The sequence below is a fragment of the Coprococcus sp. RTP31081st1_H1_RTP31081_211007 genome, from assembly GCF_040227275.1.
In the GTDB taxonomy this organism is placed as follows: Bacteria; Bacillota; Clostridia; order Lachnospirales; family Lachnospiraceae; genus Coprococcus; species Coprococcus aceti.
In genome coordinates this window covers 192,942-217,858 of sequence record NZ_JBEHVP010000001.1, presented here as the reverse complement: position 1 = coordinate 217,858, position 24,917 = coordinate 192,942, and the positions used below count along the sequence as shown (strand labels likewise).

Annotated in this window: 22 protein-coding genes; all 22 read left to right on the top strand. The window is 44.0% G+C overall.

Features of this window, described 5'->3' with window-relative positions:
- Nucleotides 1–36: 36 nt before the first annotated feature.
- The gene (polA, locus tag ABUA31_RS00985) at nt 37–2,682 is read left to right on the top strand and encodes a DNA polymerase I (protein ID WP_349818363.1); all 2,646 of its coding nucleotides are present in this window, start codon (nt 37–39) and stop codon (nt 2,680–2,682) included.
- Nucleotides 2,669–3,277, top strand: a complete 609-nt coding sequence (coaE, locus tag ABUA31_RS00980) for a dephospho-CoA kinase (protein ID WP_242857267.1) — start codon at nt 2,669–2,671, stop codon at nt 3,275–3,277. Before polA ends, coaE begins: the two co-directional genes overlap by 14 nt.
- A gap of 132 nt (nt 3,278–3,409) precedes the next feature.
- The gene (gene pta / locus ABUA31_RS00975) at nt 3,410–4,441 is read left to right on the top strand and encodes a phosphate acetyltransferase (protein ID WP_055222666.1); all 1,032 of its coding nucleotides are present in this window, start codon (nt 3,410–3,412) and stop codon (nt 4,439–4,441) included.
- A gap of 57 nt (nt 4,442–4,498) precedes the next feature.
- The gene (locus ABUA31_RS00970) at nt 4,499–5,692 is read left to right on the top strand and encodes an acetate/propionate family kinase (protein ID WP_161171924.1); all 1,194 of its coding nucleotides are present in this window, start codon (nt 4,499–4,501) and stop codon (nt 5,690–5,692) included.
- A gap of 118 nt (nt 5,693–5,810) precedes the next feature.
- The gene (locus ABUA31_RS00965; RefSeq protein ID WP_015534953.1) at nt 5,811–6,326 is read left to right on the top strand and encodes a YceD family protein; all 516 of its coding nucleotides are present in this window, start codon (nt 5,811–5,813) and stop codon (nt 6,324–6,326) included.
- 13 nt (nt 6,327–6,339) lie between these two features.
- Nucleotides 6,340–6,522 carry a 50S ribosomal protein L32 gene (gene rpmF, locus ABUA31_RS00960; RefSeq protein ID WP_004850916.1) on the top strand — a complete coding sequence of 61 codons (183 nt, stop codon included), beginning with the start codon at nt 6,340–6,342 and terminating at the stop codon, nt 6,520–6,522.
- A gap of 229 nt (nt 6,523–6,751) precedes the next feature.
- Entirely contained in the window at nt 6,752–7,762 is a 1,011-nt protein-coding gene (gene plsX / locus ABUA31_RS00955) for a phosphate acyltransferase PlsX (RefSeq protein ID WP_022216447.1), read from the top strand.
- On the top strand, nt 7,762–8,451 hold the full coding sequence (rnc, locus tag ABUA31_RS00950; RefSeq protein ID WP_022216448.1) for a ribonuclease III: 690 nt from the start codon (nt 7,762–7,764) through the stop codon (nt 8,449–8,451). Before plsX ends, rnc begins: the two co-directional genes overlap by 1 nt.
- A gap of 3 nt (nt 8,452–8,454) precedes the next feature.
- Nucleotides 8,455–12,012, top strand: coding sequence for a chromosome segregation protein SMC (gene smc / locus ABUA31_RS00945; protein WP_349818362.1), 3,558 nt, complete (start codon nt 8,455–8,457; stop codon nt 12,010–12,012).
- Between the two features lie 30 nt (nt 12,013–12,042).
- Complete coding sequence (ftsY, locus tag ABUA31_RS00940) at nt 12,043–13,020, top strand: signal recognition particle-docking protein FtsY (protein ID WP_022216450.1); 978 nt, start codon at nt 12,043–12,045, stop codon at nt 13,018–13,020.
- Between the two features lie 107 nt (nt 13,021–13,127).
- Entirely contained in the window at nt 13,128–14,372 is a 1,245-nt protein-coding gene (gene ilvA, locus ABUA31_RS00935) for a threonine ammonia-lyase (RefSeq protein WP_015534949.1), read from the top strand.
- A gap of 15 nt (nt 14,373–14,387) precedes the next feature.
- On the top strand, nt 14,388–15,827 hold the full coding sequence (locus ABUA31_RS00930) for an ASKHA domain-containing protein (protein ID WP_349818361.1): 1,440 nt from the start codon (nt 14,388–14,390) through the stop codon (nt 15,825–15,827).
- A complete protein-coding gene (locus ABUA31_RS00925; protein WP_349818360.1) occupies nt 15,824–16,621 on the top strand; it encodes an MBL fold metallo-hydrolase in 798 nt (265 codons plus the stop codon). The genes ABUA31_RS00930 and ABUA31_RS00925 overlap by 4 nt, the downstream gene beginning before the upstream one ends.
- 73 nt (nt 16,622–16,694) lie before the next feature.
- Nucleotides 16,695–16,967: an ACT domain-containing protein gene (locus tag ABUA31_RS00920; protein ID WP_015534945.1), complete on the top strand. Its 273-nt coding sequence runs from the start codon at nt 16,695–16,697 to the stop codon at nt 16,965–16,967.
- Between the two features lie 36 nt (nt 16,968–17,003).
- Nucleotides 17,004–18,368 carry a PFL family protein gene (locus ABUA31_RS00915; protein ID WP_022216453.1) on the top strand — a complete coding sequence of 455 codons (1,365 nt, stop codon included), beginning with the start codon at nt 17,004–17,006 and terminating at the stop codon, nt 18,366–18,368.
- A 169-nt stretch (nt 18,369–18,537) separates the two neighbouring features.
- Nucleotides 18,538–20,406, top strand: coding sequence for a TIGR03960 family B12-binding radical SAM protein (locus ABUA31_RS00910; protein WP_349818359.1), 1,869 nt, complete (start codon nt 18,538–18,540; stop codon nt 20,404–20,406).
- Nucleotides 20,390–21,088 carry a TIGR03936 family radical SAM-associated protein gene (locus ABUA31_RS00905; RefSeq protein ID WP_022216455.1) on the top strand — a complete coding sequence of 233 codons (699 nt, stop codon included), beginning with the start codon at nt 20,390–20,392 and terminating at the stop codon, nt 21,086–21,088. Before ABUA31_RS00910 ends, ABUA31_RS00905 begins: the two co-directional genes overlap by 17 nt.
- A 46-nt stretch (nt 21,089–21,134) precedes the next feature.
- A complete protein-coding gene (locus ABUA31_RS00900; protein ID WP_349818358.1) occupies nt 21,135–22,301 on the top strand; it encodes a ribonuclease E/G in 1,167 nt (388 codons plus the stop codon).
- Nucleotides 22,302–22,457: 156 nt separating this feature from the next.
- A complete protein-coding gene (gene rplU, locus ABUA31_RS00895; RefSeq protein ID WP_004850943.1) occupies nt 22,458–22,766 on the top strand; it encodes a 50S ribosomal protein L21 in 309 nt (102 codons plus the stop codon).
- A gap of 28 nt (nt 22,767–22,794) precedes the next feature.
- Entirely contained in the window at nt 22,795–23,121 is a 327-nt protein-coding gene (locus ABUA31_RS00890; RefSeq protein WP_015534943.1) for a ribosomal-processing cysteine protease Prp, read from the top strand.
- 5 nt (nt 23,122–23,126) lie between these two features.
- The gene (rpmA, locus tag ABUA31_RS00885; protein WP_004850948.1) at nt 23,127–23,414 is read left to right on the top strand and encodes a 50S ribosomal protein L27; all 288 of its coding nucleotides are present in this window, start codon (nt 23,127–23,129) and stop codon (nt 23,412–23,414) included.
- 193 nt (nt 23,415–23,607) lie between these two features.
- Nucleotides 23,608–24,903, top strand: a complete 1,296-nt coding sequence (gene obgE / locus ABUA31_RS00880) for a GTPase ObgE (protein WP_349818357.1) — start codon at nt 23,608–23,610, stop codon at nt 24,901–24,903.
- Nucleotides 24,904–24,917: the final 14 nt, after the last annotated feature.

Here is a 24,917-nt window from a genome sequence, read left to right as displayed (position 1 = left end):
TACTCTATGGCGAGCGGTAAATAAGAGGAGGTTTTCATGCCAGATACAGGTAAAAAGATATTGATAATAGATGGACACAGCATACTTAACAGAGCTTTTTACGGGCTTCCGGATCTCACCAACTATGAGGGACTTCACACGAATGCTGTCCTCGGTTTTCTTAATATTATATTCAAGATAATCGACGAAGAGAATCCGACAAATGTATGCGTGGCATTTGACGTTAAACAGCCTACATTCAGACATCTTGTGTACAAAGAGTATAAGGGCACAAGAAAGCCTATGCCGGATGAACTGCGGGAGCAGGTACCACTCATAAAAGAAGTCTTGACAGCGATGAACGTCACCATAGTTGAGAAGGGTGGTTATGAGGCTGATGACATTATAGGAACATTGTCAAGAGTTGCAGATTCTGCCGGATACAAAGTCGTGATAGTATCGGGTGACAGGGATCTTCTTCAGCTTGCAACAGACAATATCCTCGTCCGTATTCCGAAGACAAAAGCAGGCGGAACCACGATAGAGAACTATTACGCAGATGATGTGAAGGATCTCTACGGAGTTACACCAGTCCAGTTTATAGATATGAAGGGACTTATGGGAGATACGTCAGATAACATCCCAGGGGTTCCCGGAATAGGCGAGAAGACCGCATCCAAGATCATTCAGCAGTGGGGATCTGTGGCCGGAGCTCTTGAACATATAGACGAGATCAAACCTCCTAAAGCCCAGAAAAATCTTGCGGAGTTCTCAGAACAGGCAATAATGTCCAGAGAGCTTGCAGCGATCAAGCTTGACTGTGAACTGGATTTCAAGCTTGAGGATACCACATATGAGAATGCGTTTAATGACAATTCATACAACATTTTCAAAAGACTGGAATTCAAGAGTCTCTTAAAGAAGTTTGACAACCAGCAGACTGTAAGTGAACTGAAACCGGATATAACAGTGGTAAATTCTACAGCCGACTTTGCTCATATCGAGGATGCTGCAAAGAAATCAGGAGCTGTCGGTGTATACGTTGCCCACAGTAATGACATGATGCTCGGCATAGCCGTTGCCTGTGATTCAAAGGATGTGTACGTGATAAACTGTTCATCGGGTATAGATCCTGATGAGGCAGTCAAATTCATATACGATCTGAAGAATGCCGGAATCATCATATGCATGGAGGATCTTAAGAGCGCGCTGAAATATGTAGATTTTCATGAATGTGACACAAATGTACTTGATATAGGAGTGGCAGCATATCTCCTCAATCCGATGGAGGATTCATACGATTACGATGATGTCGCAAAGGAATATCTTGGCAACATACTTCCTTCTGAGAAGGAACTCATCGGCAAAGATGAATTGAATATATTTACATTTATAAGTGATAATTTTCTTGAAGTATTTTCGTACAAGGCGGTCGTTCCGCTCCTTGCAAAGGATATCGTCATGGATAAGCTTGCCAAAGAAGGCATGATTGAATTGTACAATAAGGTTGAGCTCCCTACCGTTTACACCTTATACGACATGGAAAAACGCGGAATAAGAGTCGATAAGGCAGAGCTTGAGGAATACAGCAAAAAGCTTGAGAAGAGGATTCAGGAGCTTCACGATTCGATAATCGGTTACGCAGGAAAAGAGTTCAATATCAATTCTCCGAAGCAGCTTGGACCTATCCTTTTTGAAGATATGGGCATACCGGGCGGCAAAAAGACCAAGACGGGCTACTCAACAAGTGTGGATGTACTTGAAAAGATCAAAAACGAACATCCTATCATCGGAGATATTCTGGAATACAGACAGCTCACAAAACTCAATTCCACATACGCAGTGGGACTTGTGAACTATATATCGGATGACGGACGTATTCACGGAACCTTTAACCAGACTATCACGGCAACCGGAAGAATAAGCTCAACAGAGCCTAACCTTCAGAATATACCTATGAAGCTGGAACTCGGAAGACTTATCAGAAAGGCATTTATCCCTAAGGAGGGATATATATTTGTAGATGCCGATTACTCACAGGTAGAGCTTCGTGTACTTGCCCATCTGTCGGGAGATGAGGTTATGAAGAATGCCTTTCTGAATAACGTGGATATTCATGCCACTACGGCATCTGAGGTGTTTGAGGTTCCGATTGGTGAAGTGACACCTCTCCAGAGACGGCATGCCAAGGCAGTCAACTTCGGAATCGTGTACGGAATCAGCGCATTTGGTCTGAGTGAGGATCTGGGTATATCCAGAAAAGAGGCTTCAGATTTCATTGCAAAGTATTACGACACCTATAAGAGTATAAAAGCGTATTTGGATGAACAGGTAGCCCACGCAAAGGAAAAAGGCTATGTGACGACCATGTTCGGAAGAATCAGGCCTATCCCTGAGCTGAAGTCATCCAACTTTATGCAGAGGAGTTTTGGCGAGAGGGTTGCCATGAATTCGCCTATACAGGGAACCGCTGCGGACATAATCAAGATCGCCATGGTGAGAGTTAACATGAAGCTCAAGGAGCTCGGACTGAAGTCACAGCTTATCCTGCAGATACACGATGAGCTTCTTATAGAGGCTGCCGAGGATGAAGTGGACATAGTGAAGAAGCTTCTCGTTGATGAGATGATGCATGCCGCAGATATGACCGTACCTCTTGAGGTGGGCGTTGCATCAGGAAATAACTGGTATGAGGCAAAATAATATGAAGATCATAGGAATAACTGGTGGTATCGGTTCTGGAAAAACTGCTGTGCTTGATATAATGCAGCGAGACTACGGAGCATTCATTATGGAGGCCGACGCCCTGGCTCACAGACTCATGGAACCGGGACAGATATCATACAATGACATAGTGGAACACTTTGGAAGAGATATTCTTGATGAAGACAGCAGGATCGACAGAGCAAAGCTTTCAGCGGTCGTTTTCAGCGATCAGAAGCAGCTCGATATCCTCAATTCCATAACCCACCCAAATGTAAAAAAGGCCATTCTTGAATCCATGGAGGAGCAGAAAAAGTCAGGATGCAGACTATACGTTCTTGAAGCTGCACTGCTTATCCAGGATGGGTATTTGGACATCTGCGATGAGATGTGGTATGTCTATGCAGACGTTTCAAAACGAATTGAACGTTTGTGTGCTTATCGCGGATTTACCGATGAAAAAGCAAGAAAAGTCATCGCTTCGCAGGAGCCTGATAGCTATTACGAGAAAAATTGTTCAAAAAAGATAGACAATTCAGGTAATTTAGAAAAATTGAGAAACCAGCTTAAGCTGGCGATGGGAATTGAGTGTTAGATTTTTTTAGTTATTATCACGGATTGTACGGATAAAAAGACAATTTTTTTGGCTATTTCTATTGAGAATAATGGGGCAATGAGTTAAACTTTAACTATGTGTGTTTTCATTATTTCAAAGGGGGAAATAAACATGAAGTTTATTGATCAGTTAAAAGAAAAAGCCAAACAGAATAAGAAAACGATCGTACTGCCTGAGACATCAGACATGAGAACAATCGAGGCAGCCGGCAAGGTATTGGCAGAGGGCATTGCGAACATTATCCTGGTTGGAGACAAGGAAGATATCATGAGCAGAGCTGGTGATATCGATCTCAGCGGAGCATCATTTGTTGACCCTAAGAATTATGAGAAATTTGATGAATACGTGGATGCTTTTGTAGAGATGAGAAGAAAGAAGGGCATGACCGAGGCAAGAGCCAAGGAACTGCTTTTAACAAACCCATTATATTTTGGATGTATGATGGTTAAGCAGGATGATGCAGACGGAATGGTTGCCGGTGCGATCAACGCATCAGCAGATGTGCTCCGTGCAGCACTTCAGACACTGAAGACTGCTCCGGGAACAAGAATCGTATCAGCATTCTTCCTGGTTGTAGTTCCAGATTGTCAGTATGGTGCCAATGGAACATTTGTATTTGCAGATGCAGGACTCAATCAGAGCCCGTCAGCGTCAGAGCTTGCAGATATTGCAGAGCAGTCAGCGAAGTCATTTGAACTTCTGGTTGATGAGACACCTGTTGTGGCTATGCTGTCACATTCAACAAAGGGAAGTGCAAAGCATCCTGACGTTGACAAGGTTATTGAAGCTACAGAGATCGTTAACGCTGAGTTCCCTGACCTTCTGTGTGATGGTGAGCTTCAGTCAGATGCAGCACTCGTTCCTGAGGTTGCAGCATCAAAGGCACCTGGAAGCAAGGTTGCAGGACATGCGAATGTTCTTGTGTTCCCTGATCTTGATGCAGCGAATATCGGATACAAGCTTGTACAGAGACTCGCAAAGGCTGATGCATATGGTCCTGTTACACAGGGTATTGCAAAGCCTGTAAACGACCTGTCAAGAGGCTGTGTTGCAGACGATATAGTTGGAGTTGTTGCCATAACAGCTATCCAGGCTCAGGCTCAGGAGGACGGCAGAATGAAGGTAACTCCAAAAGAGAGATAGTAAAAGATAATTTTTAAAGATGATTTATTTACACATAAGTTGTGCAGGAGGATTGAAATGAAGGTTCTTGTAATTAATTGTGGTAGTTCATCACTGAAGTATCAGCTTATTGATTCTGATACAGAGGCTGTTATAGCAAAAGGACTGTGTGAGAGGATCGGTATCGACGGAAAGCTCACACATCAGACCATGGGTAAGGATAAGTATACAGTGGATGCCGCTATGCCGGATCACAATGCTGCTGTAAAATTTGTTCTTGACGCTCTTCTTGATACAGATAAGGGAGCTATCGCTTCACTGTCAGAGATCGACGCTGTTGGACACAGAATAGTTCACGGCGGTGAGAAGTTTGCGAATTCAGTAGTTATAACAGACGAAGTAATGGCGGCCATAGAAGAGTGTAATGATCTTGCACCACTTCACAACCCTGCCAACCTCATTGGAATCAGAGCATGTCAGGCACATATGCCGGGTGTTCCTATGGTTGCGGTATTTGATACAGCATTCCACCAGACCATGCCTGATAAAGCATATACATATGCAATACCTTACGAATATTACGAGAATTATAAGATAAGAAGATACGGTTTCCACGGAACAAGCCACAGCTTTGTATCCAAGAGACTGGCAGAGCTTATAGGCAGGGATATCAAAGATACCAAGCTTATCGTATGCCACCTTGGAAACGGATCAAGTATCACAGCAGTTGACGGCGGTAAGTCAGTGGACACTTCCATGGGACTCACACCTCTTGCAGGTCTTCCTATGGGCACAAGAAGCGGTGATATAGATCCTGCGATTCTTGAGTTCATTGCCGGCAAAGAGGGCAAGAGCGTTGAGGAGATAACAACTATTCTTAATAAGAAGTCAGGTGTATCAGGACTTTCAGGCGTATCAAGTGATTTCAGAGATCTTGACGCCGGCATGAAGGATGGCAATGACAGATGCCGTCTTGCTCTCGATGTATTCTGCTACAGTGTCAAGAAATATATTGGAGCATATGCAGCCGCAATGGGAGGCCTTGATGCGATAGCGTTTACGGCAGGAATCGGAGAGAACAATCCATATGTAAGAAGAGTATCAACAATGGATCTTTCATTCATGGGTATCGATATAGATGAGACTAAGAACGAGATCCGCGGCGAAGAGCAGAAGATATCCACTGACGCTTCAAAGGTTCAGGTATGGGTAGTTCCTACAAACGAAGAGCTTGCCATTGCAAGAGAGACTGTAGAGCTTGTTACAAAATAAGTCTTCTGTATAACGACAGGATTCAGTTGACGGAATTGTATAAAAATTTTGCAATATTTTGTTGACAATAAATATCTGTATATGTATAATAGCAGATGTGCGATTTTTAGGAGATATTATGTTAATTGATTTATCTGAGATTTTATCCACTGAGGGATTGACTAAAAGCGTTGAAGTACATGTAGACTTTGATAGTTTCCAGTTTAAGGGAATGGACTACCGGATTGGACAGGCAGATGATTTTCAACTGAATCTGTCGAATGACGGCAAGAACAGAGTCAAGGTTACCGGAAGCACTGATGTTGTCATGGAGCTTGTGTGTGACAGATGTCTGGAGGAGTTTGAAAGAACTTTCCATATAGATATCGACACAGTTATTGATACTTCCGTTTTGGATTCTGATAAGGTAGATGAGATAGATGAGTTAAGCTATTTTGAAGACTGTAATATCGATATGGACGCACTGTTGAAAAAGGAACTGATGGGTTTAGTTCCAATACAGATTCTGTGCAGGGATGACTGCAAGGGACTCTGTAAGGTGTGTGGAACGAATCTGAATCATGGTACATGTAACTGTGATGATTTTGTTCCTGATCCGAGATTATCAGTTTTTAATGACATCTTAAAGAATTGAGGAGGTGTGAATAATGTCAATTTGTCCAAAGAATAAGAGCTCAAAGGCTAGAAGAGATAAGAGAAGAGCTAACTGGAAGATGTCTGCACCAGCATTAGTTAAGTGCAGCAAGTGTGGCGAGTTAATGGTTCCACACAGAGTTTGTAAGAACTGCGGTTCATACAACAAGAAAGAGATTATCTCAGTTGCTGAGTAATTTCCAGTTCTCACTCGGTATTTGAGTAGTAGAATAAACAAGACCTTTCTTATTTTTATAATAAGGAAGGTCTTTTTTCGTGCACATATATACATGGCGGTTTGTATATTTGTACTGAAATATTTGACTTTGACAATTCAGAAATATATAATGACCTTGTGCGTTTGCACCTAAAAATAATTATATGGTGGGATATCCCATAATACACGTAAGATAGGAGAGTTTTGATATGGGCGATACAAGAATTGTAGTAGATGCTATGGGCGGAGATTATGCACCGGAGTGGATCATAAGAGGTGCTGTAGAAGCTGTGAACGAAGGGGCAAAGGCTCATATAATTCTCACTGGAAAAGAGGCTGTCATAAAGGGTGAGCTTGCAAAATACACATATGACACCTCCAAGATAGAGATAAAGAACTGTACTGAGGAGATCACATGTCACGATGCACCTGTTCAGGCAATCAGAAGCAAGAAAGACTCATCACTTACAGTTGGAATGAATATGGTAAAAAGTGGAGAGGCTGACGCAATAATCTCAGCCGGAAGCTCAGGAGCCATCCTTGCAGGAGGACAGCTTATCGTCGGAAGATCCAAAGGTGTGAAGAGATCACCTCTGGCACCACTCATCCCTACGACCAAGGGATATTCACTTCTTATTGACTGCGGTGCTAATGTAGATGCGAGACCTGAGCATCTGCTTCAGTTTGCAAAGATGGGTTCCATATATATGGAGAACATCGAGAAGATCGAGAAGCCAAGAGTAGCCATCGTCAATATTGGTGACGAGGAGGAGAAGGGTAACGCCCTCGTAAAGGAGACATACCCACTGCTCAAGGAATGTAAGGACATCAATTTTGTTGGAAGTATAGAAGCTCGTGAGATTCCAAATGGTGCTGCAGATGTCATCGTATGTGAAGCATTTGTGGGAAATGTTATCCTCAAGCTGTACGAGGGACTTGCAAAAATGCTGCTTGGAGAGATCAAGAAAGCGGTCATGTCTTCATTCAAGTCAAAGATCGGCGGTGCACTTATAAAGGATTCCCTCGGAGAGCTCAAGGAGAGATTCAACGCCAAGACAAAGGGTGGAGCACCTCTTCTTGGACTTAAGGGACTCGTAGTAAAGATCCACGGCAACTCACACAACGAAGAAGTTAAGAGTGCAATATTCCAGTGCATCAACTTCAGTGAGACCGGAGTAAACGCCAAGATTGCTGAAAAGCTGAGTGAGGAGCAGGCATAATGAAGAAGGATTATGGTGAGCTTGAAAAAAGAATAGGATACGAATTCAAGGATATAAGACTTCTGATAACGGCTCTGACACACACGTCATTTGCAAATGAGCTTAAGGTTAATAAAACTGAGTCATATGAGAGACTTGAGTTTCTCGGGGATGCCATCCTTGAGTATATTGTGAGTGACTATCTCTTCCGCAAGAAGAGAGAATATGAGGAGGGAAAACTCACAAAGCTGAGGGCAAGTCTTGTATGCGAATTTACTCTTTCACAGATATCCGAGAGTCTTGGATATGGCAAATTTGTCCTTCTTAGCAAGGGTGAAGCCCAGACAGGCGGAAGGACAAGGAAATCCATTCTGTGTGATCTCTTTGAATCCGTTCTCGGTGCGATGTATCTTGATGGCGGAATGGATGTCGCCAAGAAGTTTGTCCATCAGTTCCTGCTGGATGACGTTGAGACAAAATCATTGTTCTACGATGCAAAGTCAACCCTTCAGGAATTCTGCCAGAAGAATGGAAAAGAATTAAAGTATGAGCTCATAGAGGAGAAGGGGCCTGAACATAACAAGATATTTGTATCGGATGCCATGATAGATGGCCAGGCTACAGCCAGAGGTGAGGGTTCAAACAGAAAAAACTCCGAACAGATGGCTGCATACAAAACATTGTTACAATTAAGAAAAAAGCAGGATTAATTTATGTATTTAAAGAGTATAGAGGTAAATGGCTTCAAGTCATTTGCAAACAAGATAGTATTCAAATTCAATCACGGAATAACCTGTATCGTTGGACCTAATGGTTCGGGTAAGAGCAATGTAGCGGATGCAGTGAGATGGGTTCTGGGTGAACAGAGTGCCAAGAGTCTCCGTGGTTCCAAGATGGAGGATGTCATTTTCTCGGGAACACAGCTCAGAAAGCCGCAGGGCTCCGCATATGTTGCCATAACTCTTGACAACAGCGATCACAGCCTTCCTATAGATTATAATGAAGTCACAGTTGCAAGACGAGTATACAGATCAGGAGAGTCTGAATATCTGATTAACGGTACTGTCAGCAGACTGAAGGATGTATATTCTCTCTTCTTTGACACTGGTATCGGTAAGGAGGGTTATTCAATCATCGGACAGGGCCAGATCGAGAAGATCCTCAATGGTAAACCTGAGGAGAGACGAGAGCTTTTTGACGAGGCTGCCGGGATCGTAAAGTTCAAGAAGAACAAGGCTGCTGCGGAGAAATCACTTGAAGCAGAGAGGGACAATCTCAGCCGTGTCAACGACATTCTCAAGGAGCTTGAAAAACAGGTCGGACCACTCAAGGAGCAGTCTGAGACCGCAAGGAAATATCTGGCATTTAAAAATGAATTAAAAAAACTCGATGTGAATGCATTCCTTCTTGAGACAGAGAAACTTAAAACAGCTCTCGAGGAAGATCAGAACAGGCTCACTATCGTAAACGATGATATAGATGAGAGCAAGCAGGCGTATGAACAGACAAAGGAAGAATACGACCAGATAGAGACTGCTATAGAGCAGCTCAATTCCATAATTGAGTCATCTAAAAACGAGATTCATGAGAACAGGCTTGCAAAAGAGCGTGCTGAAGGTGAGATAAATGTTATCAACCAGCAGATAATCACACTCAAAATGAACGATCAGAACATACATGATCAGATAGACCGAATCAACAGCCAGATCGAGTCCGGCGAGAAAGAACTCGCAGATTACACATCCCAGAAAGATGAACTGGATGACTCTATCTCAGAAGTTGAACAGGCACTTAAAACAGCCCAGAAGGAAAGCTCCGACATGACCTCCTACATAGAGGCCTGCCAGCAGGAGATTGAGAGCTGCAAGGCTGACATCATAGAATATATGCATGAGAGCGGTAATCTCCAAGCAAAGGTCGGAAGATATGACGCCATGCTGGAGAATATCAACTTTAGAAAGACACAGCTCAACCAGAGACTTCTGCAGTTTAAGAGCGACGATGCCGAGGACAAGAAGGAATATGAGTCACTGTCATCACAGCTTGCCGAACTTGAGGCGGGATCAAAGGTCATTCTCGCGGGATTGGACAGTGCAACCGATCAGCTTGCCCAGAACCAGAATAGAAACAAAACTAACCGTGAGCTGATCCACAACACCAACGAGAAGCTTTCGGCCACAGAGTCCAAGATGGAGGCTCTCAGAAATATAACTGAGAGATACGACGGATACGGCAACAGTATCAGACGAGTCATGGAACAGAAGCAGTGGAATCCGGGCATAATAGGCGTTGTTGCGGACATAATCACGGTAAATCAGAAGTACGAGGTCGCTGTGGAGACTGCCCTTGGCGGAAGTATACAGAACATTGTCACTGAGGACGATGCCACTGCCAAGAGAATGATCTCATATCTGAAGACTAACAGACTCGGACGTGCAACATTTCTTCCGCTTAACACCATAACAGACCGCGGTTCCGTCAAAAATGATGTGCTCAGGGAAAAAGGAGTCATAGGAGTTGCATCAGATCTTGTTGAGGTCGATTCCAAATTCAACACGCTGGTAAAGAACCTTTTAGGCAGGATCATAGTTGTCGACAATATCGATAATGCCCTGGCGGTAGCGCGTAAGAACAATCAGTCGCTCAGACTTGTCACCATAGAGGGAGAACTGATAAATCCGGGCGGATCAATGACCGGAGGTGCATTCAGGAATTCCAGTAACCTTCTCGGAAGGAAGAGGGAGCTGGATGAACTCAAGGAGCAAATCGATAACCTGAAATCAACAGCGTCAAAGGCTGCGGCTCTCGACGCACAACTTAAGACTTCAAGAGATCAGCTCAGACAGGATATAGACAAATACAACTCCGAACTGCAGCAGGCATATCTGAAAAAGAATACTCTGACCATGAGTATTGACCAGGTCAAAGAAAAACTTGCCGAATCTGAAAGAGTATTTGTCTCGATTGAGAAAGAGGTAGCAGAGCTCAATAATCAGATAACGGAGATAAACAACAATAAGAATTCTCTTGCCGACAACAACAAAAAGCATGAAGCCATGAGGCTTGAAGCGGAGGCAAGAGTGGAAGAACTTGAGGGACAGGGACAGGAGAACAAGGATAAGCTCACCGCTGCAAACGCAAGGGTATCTGAGCTTATGATTAAGTTTAATTCCGTCAAGCAGAAAGAGGACTTCATTGTAGAAAATATCCGAAGAATAAATATGGATATCGAAAAATACAAGGAAGAACTTGAGGGCTTTACAAGCCGCGTGGAGTCATCATTCAGTGAGATCACAGAGCTGGAAGACAGGATAGCTGCTATAAAGACAGATATCGCAAGCAGAACCGGAAGTATCGCTTACAACGAGGACAAGGTAAACGAATTCTCAGTCAAGAGAGAGGAATTACAGCAGAGCCACAAGGAATTCTTTGCCAGACGAGAAGAACTTTCCGAAAAGATTGCAGGACTCGAGAAGGACTCATACAAGCTCACATCGATAATCGAGAAGAACACTGAGAAAGCAGACGAACTCAGCAACTATATGTGGGAGGAGTATGAGCTTACATACAGCAGTGCCCAGGAACTCAAGGACGATAATCTTCCTGAACTGCCGGCACTAAAGAAGGAGATCGTTGCAGTAAAGGCCAAGATCAAATCCCTTGGAGATGTCAATGTCAATGCCATAGATGACTACAAAGAAGTCTCTGAGAGATACGAATTTCTCAAGGGACAGCATGACGATATAGTCAGTGCGGAGACCAACCTTGTAAATATCATTGCGGAGCTTGAAAAATCAATGCAGGAGCAGTTTGCCGAGAAGTTCAAGGAGATACAGGTCATGTTCGACAAGGTATTCAAGGAGCTGTTCGGTGGTGGACGTGGTGCACTTGAGCTGGTTGATACCGAGGATCTTCTTGAAACAGGTATCAGGATCATAGCACAGCCACCTGGAAAGAAGCTCCAGAATATGATGCAGTTGTCAGGTGGAGAGAAGTCCCTCACCGCCATAGCACTGTTATTTGCAATTCAGAGTCTGAAGCCATCACCTTTCTGTCTGCTGGACGAGATAGAGGCGGCTCTTGACGACTCGAACGTAAGAAGATTTGCACAGTATCTCAACAGGCTTACAAAGGATACGCAGTTCATAGTTATATCACACAGAAAGGGAACCATGGAGGCTGCTGATATCCTGTACGGTATAACCATGCAGGAGAAGGGTGTATCTACCCTCGTATCAGTCAACCTTATTGAGAACGATCTGGATAAATAACAATAGAAGATATTAAACAGGAGGTATGTCATGGCAGAGGAAAAAGAGAAAAAAGGATTTTTTGCGAGACTTAAGGCAGGTCTTGCAAAGACAAGAGATAATATAGTAGAAAGCTTTACAGATGTATTCGGTGCATCCCATATAGATGATGATTTCTATGAGAATCTTGAAGAGACATTTATCATGGCTGATATGGGATATGAGACGACTGAGAAGGTTATAGAGGGGCTTAAGCAGAAGGTTGAGGATTCACACATCAAAGAACCTGCTGCCTGCAAGGAACTTGTGATCAATATAATCAAGAACCAGATGTCTGTGGACGATTCAGCGTACGACTTCGAGAATAAGAAGTCCGTTGTGCTGGTCATCGGGGTAAATGGTGTCGGCAAGACAACGACCATCGGAAAGCTTGCTGCCCAGTACCGCCAGAGAGGCAAGAAGGTTCTCATGGCTGCTGCCGATACATTCAGAGCTGCCGCCATAGATCAGTTAAAGACCTGGGCTGACAGGGCACAGGTTGATATAATTTCACACAATGAGGGCGCTGATCCCGCTGCAGTTGTATACGACGCAGTGGCTGCCGCCAAGGCAAGAGATACGGATATCCTTCTCGTTGATACAGCGGGAAGACTTCACAACAAGAAGAATCTCATGGACGAGCTTGCAAAGATGAGAAGGATCATCACAAGGGATTATCCGGAGGCAAATGTTGAGGCGCTCATAGTTCTGGACGGAACAACAGGTCAGAATGCCCTTGAACAGGCAAGACAGTTCAGCAATGTAACTGAGCTTGACGGTATAGTTATCACCAAGCTTGACGGAACCGCCAAGGGTGGCATTGCGATAGCGATCCAGGCAGAGCTTGACGTACCGGTCAAGTTTATCGGAGTTGGTGAGAAGATCGGTGATCTCCAGAGATTTGACCCTCAGGAATATGTCAACGCATTGTTCGCAGATTTTGACGAGGACAGATCCGAGATCGATATGCTCATCGGCGATGACATGTAATACTACGGCATATATAATGATCATATGTATGTATGTCAATGTACTTATATCTGTGCACAACCATATATGATTTTCAAAAGGATTTTTACATAAGGAGACATTAACAAATGGCAGAACAGAACACAACAGACAAACTGACACTTGCGAAATTTGAGGAGGCCTACGACATTGTACATAAGGTGGTTCTCCCTACAAAGCTCATATACAGTGACTATTTCAGTGGGATAACAGGCAACAAGGTATACTTCAAACCTGAGAACCTTCAGAAGACCGGTGCATACAAGATCAGGGGTGCATATTACAAGATAAGCACTCTTTCAGATGAAGAGAGACAGAAGGGACTGATAACAGCTTCGGCTGGAAATCATGCCCAGGGTGTGGCATATGCTGCAAAAGCATATGGAGTAAAGGCGACCATCGTTATGCCTTCATCTACACCTCTCATCAAGGTTAACAGAACTAAGGCATACGGCGCAGAGGTTATACTGTATGGAGACGTATATGATGAATCATGTGCATACGCTCTTGAGCTTGCAGAGGACAAGGGTTATACATTCATTCATCCGTTCGATGATCTCGATGTTGCCACAGGACAGGGCTCGGTTGCGATGGAGATCATAAAGGAGCTTCCTTTCGTTGACTATATCCTTGTTCCTATCGGAGGTGGCGGTCTGGCAACAGGTGTGTCCACACTTGCCAAGATGATGAATCCGAACATCAAGGTCATAGGTGTTGAGCCCGCCGGAGCAAACTGTATGCAGGTCTCACTGAAGAACAAGAAGGTTACAACACTTCCATATGTAGACACCATTGCAGATGGAACTGCAGTAAAGACACCGGGAAGCAAGATTTTCCCATATATACAGAAGAACATAGATGATATTATAACTGTAGAGGATAACGAACTCATAGTTTCATTCCTCGATATGCTTGAGAATCACAAGCTTCTTGTTGAGAATTCAGGCCTTCTCACAGTGGCAGCACTTAAGCATCTCGATGTAAAGGGTGCCAAGGTCGTAAGCATACTGTCGGGCGGCAATATGGATATGATAACATTTGCCTCACTTGTACAGCACGGACTTATCGCAAGAAGCAGGATCTTCACAGTTTCAACACTTCTTCCTGACAAGCCGGGTGCACTCATGAACATTTCAAAGGTTATCGCTGATCTCCAGGGAAATGTTATCAAGCTTGAGCACAACCAGTTCGTATCCATCAACAGGAATTCAGCAGTTGAGCTTGTTATCACTATGGAGGCATTTGGCCCTGAGCACAAGCAGCTCATCATCAACACACTTGCTGATAAGGGCTACAAGCCAAAGGAAGTCATGACAAAGGGAATATACAATTAATTGTAGTTGATATCGATGATTAACAATGAACTCACTTTAACCGTAAATGACAACAAAATAATCGCCTGCAGACGCGGTGACAATCTGTTCAAGGTGCTGTGCAGCGCCGGATATGTGTTCAGTGGAAACTGCGGAGGTCTTGGAAGGTGTCAGAGATGTCTGGTGGATGTAAAAGGTGCGGGCACGGTAAAAAGCTGTACCTACACTATCACTGATAACATACAGATAACCATAGGTGAGGATAACATGTCAGTCCTTGCTTCGTACAAGGGTGCTGATGAATCCAACAACGTATATAATGGCGATGGTCGTGGTATAGGCATAGCTATAGATTTAGGCACCACCACCATCGCCATAGAACAGATAGATATGTCTGATGGAAGTGTCACGGACAGATGTGGATTTATGAATCCGCAAATTGAATATGGCAGCGATGTCATATCAAGGATCCGAACAGGCTCCACAGAAGATGGACTGACAAAGCTCAGAAGCTCAGTAGTCACAAGGATTTCCTCAGAGTTGGCCGGAATGGGGGATGCCCCTGCAGATATATCAAGGATAATTATTTCCGGAAACACCACCATGAATGCAATACTGGAGCGGCTGCTTCTGGACAATCTCGGGCATGCACCATTTGAGATCAGGAATCCTGACAGTATAACAGTATCAGGGAAGGATTTCTTTGATGATGAAAGATTTTGCAGTGCTGAAGTCACATGTCTTCCTAACCTCAGTGCATTTGTTGGAGCTGACGCATTGTGCGGTGCAGTCGTCTGTAACATTGACAGGTCTGACAAATATCAGTTGTTTGCAGATCTCGGAACAAACGGAGAACTCATACTTGCAAAGCAGGGTATCGGTTATGCCACCTCATGTGCATGTGGTCCGGCATTTGAGGGAATGCTGAGGAGAGGTGTTGCAGCTCCAACCACAGCCTTTGATCTGCTGAACAGACTTAATTTGCTACACATAGTGAATGACGATGGAGTCCTGGTTGATCAGTATATAGACGGAGGCTACAGACTTGCAGGTGGAGTGACAATTGACATGGATATGATCAGAAGCTTTCTCCTTGCAAAGGCAGCCATATGTGCAGGGATAGAATCCCTCATGGATATGGCGGGGATAACGGCAGAGGACGTATCACGTGTATATCTGGCAGGAGGCTTCGGGTGCAGTCTTAATATATCAAGTGCGGTAAGCCTTGGACTTTTTCCGGACAGTTTTCAGGGAAAATCAGAATTTGTAGGAAATACATCCCTGCACGGAGCACATAAGTGCTTGATTGATAAGAGTTTTATTGATAGAATATATGCGTTTAAAGAGACCCTGACTGCTGTGAATCTCGGTGAGCTTGAGGGCTTTGACAGAAGATATTACAGTCATATGGATCTCAGACCATGGACCGCACAGTCACATGGTACAAATAAATTACAACAGAAGAGTAGATTATGAAATTACTAAGTATAGCAAGCGGTAGCAGCGGTAACTGCTATTACGTCGGCAATAGCGATACCCATCTTCTTGTGGATGTAGGCATAAGCTGCAAGAGGGTTGAAAACGCCCTTAAGGATGAGGGAATAAAGCCGTCTGAACTCGATGGTGTTCTTGTAACGCATGAGCATATAGATCATGTGAAGGGCATAGGTGTTCTGGCAAGAAAGCACGGTGTTCCTATATATGCCACTGCAGGAACCATAGCTGAGATGAAGAAGATGACCTCCCTTGGCAGTATCGATGAGGGACTGTTTCATGAGATTCGTCCTGATGAAAAGATACTGATAAAGGATATAACCGTTGATCCGTCATCCATCTGGCATGACGCAGCGGATCCGGTATGCTACAGCCTATATGGAGATGGCAAAAAAGTGTCCATAGCGACTGATATGGGCAATTATAATGATTATATTGTAGATAAGCTTGACAACTCAGATATAATGGTAGTTGAGGCCAATCATGATGTCAGAATGCTTGAGGCAGGACCATATCCTTATTATCTCAAGAGACGAATCCTTGGCAACTATGGTCATCTGTCCAACGAATTGTCAGGGCAGCTCATATACAGACTTCTGAATGACCATGTGAATGGTATCCTTCTGGGACATCTGAGCAAGGAGAACAATTTTGAAGAGTTGGCATACGAGACAGTCAAGCTGGAGCTTGAAAACAATTCATACGCCAACGATGTAAGGGAATTTGGGCTGGCAGTAGCCAGAAGAGACATGCCTATGGCTGCCATAGAGGCGTAGGCTGATTTTTAGGAGTGAATAAAGATGGGTTCTGTATGTACAGGCTCCATCATCAACAAGGAGGATAAATGAAATGAAAAAGAGAATCATAACTGTAGTAGGTAAGGACAGCGTGGGAATCACAGCTAAGGTATGTGTATATCTGGCAAACAACCAGATCAATATACTTGACATATCACAGACTATAGTTGCAGGGTACTTCAACATGATGATGGTGGTTGATACACAGGAGTCATCCAAATCAACAGAGCTCATCGCATCAGAGCTCGGACAGATCGGAGAAGAGATTGGAGTACAGATAAAGGTACAGCACGAGAAGATCTTTGAGACAATGCACAGAATCTAATAATATACAGTCTGACAGACAGAAAAGAGGATATACATGATTAGCATAAATGAAGTAATCGAGACCAATAAGATGATCTCAGACATGAATCTGGATGTTCGTACCATCACAATGGGAATCAGTCTTTTGGATTGTGTAGGTACAGATGTGGATGATACATGTACAAAGATATATAACAAGATAACAACATATGCCAAGGATCTTGTATCAACAGGTCAGGAGATATCAAGAAGATATGGTATACCAATCGTCAACAAGAGAGTTTCTGTAACACCTATAGCACTGGTTGGTGGTTCCGTATGTAAGACCACCGGAGATTTTGTAAAGATCGCAAAGGCTCTTGACAAGGCTGCAGACACCATAGGAGTCAACTTCATCGGAGGATATTCAGCGCTTGTAAATAAGGGCATGACTCCTGCTGATGAGCTTCTTATCCGTTCAATTCCTGAAGCACTCTCAAGCACAGGAAAGGTGTGCAGCTCCATAAATGTAGGTTCAACCAAAACCGGTATAGATATGGATGCAGTCAAGATTCTCGGAGAGATGATCAAAGACACTGCCGAGCTCACCAAGGAAGCAGATTCCATCGGTTGTGCAAAACTTGTAGTATTCTGTAACGCACCTGATGACAACCCATTTATGGCCGGTGCATTCCACGGTGTTACCGAGGGAGACTGTGTCATCAATGTCGGAGTCAGCGGCCCTGGTGTTGTAAAGAAAGCCCTTGAGAAGGTAAGAGGAGAAAACTTTGAGGAACTCTGCGAGACCATCAAGAAGACAGCTTTCAAGGTAACCAGAGTTGGACAGCTCGTTGCAAAAGAGGCATCCAAGATGCTCGGCGTACCATTTGGTATAGTTGACCTGTCACTTGCCCCTACTCCTGCAGTCGGAGACAGTGTAGGTGAGATTCTCGAGGAGATCGGTCTTGAATACGCCGGAGCTCCTGGTACAACAGCAGCACTTGCGCTCCTCAACGATCAGGTTAAGAAGGGTGGAGTTATGGCTTCATCATACGTCGGAGGACTCTCCGGTGCATTCATCCCTGTATCTGAGGACCAGAGAATGATCGATGCAGTTTCCGCAGGAGCATTAACTCTTGAGAAACTTGAGGCCATGACATGTGTATGTTCAGTAGGTCTTGATATGATAGCAATTCCTGGTGATACATCACCTGCAACCATATCAGGAATTATCGCTGATGAGATGGCTCTTGGTATGATCAACCAGAAGACAACCGCTGTAAGACTTATCCCTGTTATCGGTAAGACAGTTGGAGATCAGGCTGAATTTGGCGGACTTCTCGGATACGCACCTATCATGCCTGTCAACAGATTTGCATGTGATAAGTTTGTCAACAGAGGTGGACGTATTCCAGCCCCTATCCATAGTTTCAAAAACTAATATTGGATAATGCGGTATAGGATCACAGTTCCTGATACGATATAGATATATAGAGGATGCGCACTGAATACGGAAATTCCGTGCGCATCTCTTTTGCTGTAATTGAATATTTCCATTTGGAGATATCTGATAATATGATCACAAGAAAATTATTTAAGGATATTATTTTATGAGAAGATTAGCTTTACCGGATGAAATACTGATGAAGGTTGAAAAGCCCGCCAGATATATAGGTGGAGAATACAACAGTGTTATGAAGGACAAGGACAAGGTTGATGTGCGTTTCTGCATGTGTTTTCCTGATGTATACGAGATAGGTATGTCCCATCTCGGAATTCAGATACTGTACGATATGTTCAACAGGAGAGAGGACACATGGTGTGAAAGAGTTTATTCGCCATGGCCTGATCTGGACGCGGAGATGAGAGAACATGACATCCCTCTGTTCGCGCTGGAATCCCAGGATCCTATAAAGGATTTTGATTTCCTTGGAATAACACTCCAGTACGAGATGTGTTACACCAATATTCTTCAGGTGCTTGATCTGGCTGGGATCCAACTCCGTACAAGAGACAGAAAAAAGGGAGACACACTTGTTATAGGCGGAGGCCCATGCTCATACAATCCTGAGCCTATAGCAGACTTCTTTGACATATTCTATATGGGTGAGGGCGAAGTATCATATGATGCACTTCTGGAGCTTTACAAGGTGTATAAGCACTCTGATATGACCAGGGAAGAATTTCTCATAAAGGTGTCCAACATTCCGGGATTATACGTTCCTGAGCTCTATGAAGTCACATACAAGGAAGATGGCACGATAGCTTCATTTGCTCCTAGATTTGAAGATGTGCCTGCCACGATAACCAAGACGGTCGTCATGGATCACAGCAAAGTCACATACCCAGAGAAGCCTGTTGTGTCATTCATGAAGCTCACTCAGGACAGAGTTGTTCTTGAGATCATGCGCGGATGTATAAGAGGCTGCAGATTCTGCCAGGCTGGAATGATATACAGACCAACCAGACCAAAGGATGTCAATCTGTTAAAGGGCTATGCTGAGAAAATGCTGGCAAGTACAGGACACGAGGAGATAACCTTCAGCAGTCTGTCGTCGAGTGATTACGAGGAGCTTCCGGAGCTCACAGACTGCCTGATCGAGAAGATGGACAATGAGCATGTAAATATCTCTCTGCCATCGCTCCGTATAGACGCCTTCTCTCTGGATGTCATGAGCAAGATCCAGGATGTGAAGAAGAGTTCACTTACATTTGCCCCTGAGGCAGGAACGCAGAGACTCAGAAATGTTATAAACAAGGGTCTCACAAAGGAGAACATAATGGATGGTGCCCTGAAGGCCTTCAAAGGCGGCTGGGATAAGGTGAAGCTGTACTTCATGATGGGCCTTCCTACTGAGACATATGACGATATTGCCGGGATTGCAGACCTGTCGGAGGAGATCACTGAGCTTTTCTTTGCAAATATCCCAAGAGAAGAACGAAATGGACGTGTCATGGTCACCGCATCGGCATCATATTTTGTGCCAAAACCATTTACTCCGTTCCAGTGGGCTCCGATGATAAGGCCTGAGGAATTTGTCAAGCGTGCATACTTTGTGAAGGACAGATTCCGCGCAGAGAAGAACCATAAGAGTCTTAAGTTCCAGTACCACGAAGCAGATATCACCATACTTGAGGGACTGCTTGCTCGAGGCGACAGGAAGCTCTGCGATGTAATATATGATGTCTATAAGGCCGGTCAGATATTTGACGCATGGACAGAGTTCTTCAAAAAAGAAAACTGGGACAACGCCATGGCAAAGCACGGTCTGGATATAGATTTCTACACATACAGGGACAGAAGTGTTGATGAGATACTTCCATGGGATTTCATTGATATAGGAGTCACAAGAAAGTTCCTTGAGAGAGAGTGGGAGAACGCCCAGAACGAAAAGGTAACCCCTAACTGCAGACAGCAGTGTTCCGGCTGTGGTGCCGCAAGATTTGGAGGAGGTGTATGTTTTGAAAATAAGAATTAAATACTCCAAGCTCGGTAACCTCAGATTTATAGGACACCTTGACGTTATGAGATATTTCCAGAAGGAGATAAGACGTGCCGGTCTGGATGTGAGCTATTCCAAGGGATATTCGCCTCACCAGATCATCTCGTTTGCCGCTCCGCTGGCCATGGGGATCACTTCTGATGGCGAATACTTTGACGGAGAATTTGAATCCGTTACAACATCCAGAGAGATGATCGACGCATTGAATGCCGTATCGGTTGATGAGATGAAGGTCACTGAGTGTGTACTTCTTCCCGATGATGCAAAGAACTCCATGTCAGTTGTGTCAGCATCGGACTATGTCATCTCATTCCTTGACAAAGCAGTAACTGAAGAACGACATAATATACTGGACAGTGTGGAATCCTTCATGTCGCAGGATCAGATCGTCATTCTGAAAAAAACAAAGAAGAGCGAACGCGAGGAGAATATAAAACCTGGTATCATGACCTGCGAGCTGAGGGACGATCAGATATATATGCTGCTGTCAACCGGAAGTGAATACAACCTCAAGCCGGAGCTCGTCATGCAGGCTCTCTGCGCGTATGCGGGTGTCAGTCACAACCAGTTCCATTATCATATTCACAGACTGGAGACGTACATGGATGGCCCTGATGGCAATATAATACCTCTATACAAGGCCGGTTCACCATTCTAAGAGTCTGCCTGACCGTATATTTGAAAGATTATAAGGGGAATATCACATGAAAAAGCTGGTAGTTACACACTACGACAACAAAATATTACAGGCTGTTATACAGGATGGCAAAGTCACAGATCTTAATCTGTCAGAGGGCAGTACAGTCCTCGGCAATATCTATGTGGGCAAGGTGGCCAACATCGTAAACAATATAAATGCCTGCTTTGTGGATTACGGTGACAGACTTCCCTGCTACTACAGTCTGGATGACAATGATATTATATACGCCGATGGCAGGAAACACACAAAGCTCAGGATCGGCGATGAGATAGTCGTTCAGATCAGCCGTGACGCAGTCAAGACCAAGAACCCTGTTGGTTCATCGGAGCTCACCCTCCGCGGGGATTACTGTGTGGTCCACACCGGGGAACAGATCGGTGTATCGAACAAGATAAGCAGCAGAAAGCTCCGGGACGAGCTTAAGGACATCGCGCGAAATACCCTCCCGGCGGGTATAGGTTGTATCATTAGGACAAATGCTGTGGATGCGGACCCTGAACTCATAAAACGTGAACTGAATGAGCTGGGCGGTCGTCTCACACAGATCCTGAAGGCCGCAGCAACCAGAAAATGCTTTTCCTGTCTGTACCGGAATCCACCGGAATATATAGAAAACATAACTTTCATGGGAAGTAATAAGCTAGATTCACTGGTAACCGATGATGAAGAAATATTCCACGTATTTGAGGATTACATAGAGAAAAAACAGCCTGGAACAATAGACTTAACGCTTCATACCGATACAGAATGTCCGCTTACGGCAATCTACAATCTCAATAAAGAAGTGGAGGGAGCTCTAAAGGAGAGAGTATGGCTTAAGTCAGGTGCCTACCTTATAATCCAGCAGACTGAGGCCATGGTAGTTGTGGATGTGAATACAGGCAAGGCTATATCAGGCAGAGATATGGAACAGCACATGCTGAAGGTCAACACCGAGGCGGCCATCGAAACCTGCCGTCAGTTAAGACTCCGCAATCTGTCAGGGATAGTAGTCATAGACTTTATAAACATGAAGAATCCCGATGATATTCTCAGGATACGTGATACCCTGATAAGAGAGCTGGCAGACGATCCTGTACCAGCCAAATTCGTAGATATCACCAAGCTTGGACTTATAGAGCTGACCAGAAAGAAGTTAAAGAGACCGCTTCACGAAATGGTTAAGCTTTGATGAAAATAAATCAAAAAATATTGTAAAAATATATCAGAAAATTATTGACAAATAATCATCTCAATGGTAGATTATATGAGTATGCCGCACAGTTAGGTATAAGTGTGTCAACAGACACCACCAAAACTGGCGAGTTTGATTAAGGAGGTATTAACCATGTACGCAATTATAGCAACAGGCGGTAAGCAGTACAAGGTAGCTGAAGGAGACGTGATCAAGGTTGAGAAGCTCGCAGCAGAGGCTGGAAGCGAAGTAACATTTGATGATGTTATCTTAGTAAGCACTGATTCAGACGTTAAGTGTGGAGATGCAGTTGCTAATGCATCTGTAACAGCATCAGTAGTTGGTGAAGGCAAGTCTAAGAAAGTTATTGTTTACAAGTACAAGAGAAAGACTGGCTATCACAAGAAGAATGGTCACAGACAGTCATATACTAAGGTTGAGATCAAGAAGATCAACGCTTAATTGGTATTGATTGTATCGATTATAAGACATGATTGATGTAGTTATTTATCAGAACAGCAATTCGGAATATATAGGATTTAAGACAGATGGACATGCGGAATATGATGATCCTGGACAAGATATCGTCTGTAGCGCAGTTTCAGCGATCACGATAACCATCCTGAACTCTGTTGAGAAGCTTTCAGATGTGAATTTCACACTTGACTGCGATCAGGAGAGTGGACATATGGATTTCATATTCACAGAGGAGCCGGATATCAAGGCACAGACTTTGATGCAGGCGCTTGTGATCGGTATATCCGGAATCGAAGAATCCTATGGCGATTATATTTGTATGACCTTTAAGGAGGTGTAATTGACATGATGAAGATGGAACTTCAGTTTTTCGCTCATAAGAAAGGTGTAGGTTCTACAAAGAACGGCAGAGACTCAGAGTCCAAGAGACTTGGCGCTAAGAGAGCTGACGGTCAGTTCGTAAAGGCTGGTAACATCCTTTACAGACAGCGTGGAACAAAGATTCATCCAGGTCTTAACGTTGGTATCGGCGGAGATGACACACTGTTCGCTACAGCTGATGGTATCGTTAGATTTGAGAGAAAGGGTAGAGACAAGAAGCAGGTTTCTATCTATCCAGTAGTTAACGAGTAATATTGGATATATATAAGTAATACTATCAAGAGACTGGAGTAATTATTATTATTCCAGTCTTTTTTTACAGACAAAAGTGCAGATATGGGGTATACTATGAAATAGTGTGCAGATGTATCTGCAGAACTTGACACAGGTAGTTTAGACATTGAATATTCGGTATAGAATATCTGACATAGAAAGGCGGTATATTATGTTTACCGATAGAGCCAGAATATATGTGAGATCAGGCAAGGGCGGTGACGGACATGTATCCTTCAGAAGAGAGAAATATGTTCCAAACGGCGGTCCTGACGGCGGTGACGGAGGTAATGGCGGTGACGTTATCTTTGTTGTCGACGAGGGAATGAACACGCTCACTAACTATAGACATGTGACAAAATACAAAGCCGGAGACGGTGAAGAGGGCGGCAAGAAGAACTGCCATGGCAGCAATGGTGCCGATATCGTGCTCAAGGTTCCACCTGGAACTGTTGTCAAAGATTCAGAGACAGGTAAGGTTATTCTCGATATGGCCTACAATAAGGAACCTGTTGTTTTCCTTAAAGGAGGCCGTGGTGGCCGTGGCAACAGAACATATGTAACTTCGACCATGCAGGCGCCAAAGTATGCACAGCCTGGTCAGCCAGCCAAGGAGCTTACAGTAGATCTTGAACTCAAGTGTATAGCTGACGTAGGACTTGTCGGATACCCAAGTGTAGGTAAATCAACCTTCCTTGCAAGAGTTACGAATGCCCGTCCTAAGATCGCGGCATATCATTTTACCACTTTAGTTCCGAACCTGGGTGTGGTGGATCTCGGGGATAAGAACGGCTTCGTGATCGCAGACATTCCAGGCATAATTGAAGGTGCGTCAGAAGGAACAGGTCTTGGACTTCAGTTCTTAAGACATATAGAGCGTACAAAGGTTATAATCCACATCGTGGATGCAGCCTCGGTGGATGGAAGAGATCCGATCAATGATATCCACGTAATCAATGAAGAGCTCAAGAAGTACAATAAAGACATCGAGAACCGTCCACAGGTTATAGCAGCCAACAAGGTCGATCTTCTGGATGATATGGGCTATGAGACTGTCATAGAGATGCTTAAGGAGGAATTCCCGGAGGATGAAGGATATAAGATATTCCCTATATCTGCAGTATCAGGAAAGGGTATCAATGAACTTCTCTGGTATGTCAATGACCTTGTAAAGCAGTCTCCAAGGGAGATCATCGAATTTGAACCTGAGATAGATCTGTCCATGCAGGATGATCCTGAGCTTCCATTTGAAGTCAGAAAGTCAGACGAGGAGGAGGGTGTATATATCGTCGAGGGTCCACGAATCGAGAAGATGCTCGGATATACGAACCTTGAATCTGAGAAGGGCTTTGATTTCTTCCAGAAGTTCCTCAGAGACAATGGAATACTTGCACAGCTTGAGGAGCTTGGCTGTGTAGACGGAGATACTGTAAGAATGTATTTCCTTGAATTTGATTATTATAAGTAAAGGAATAAACACGT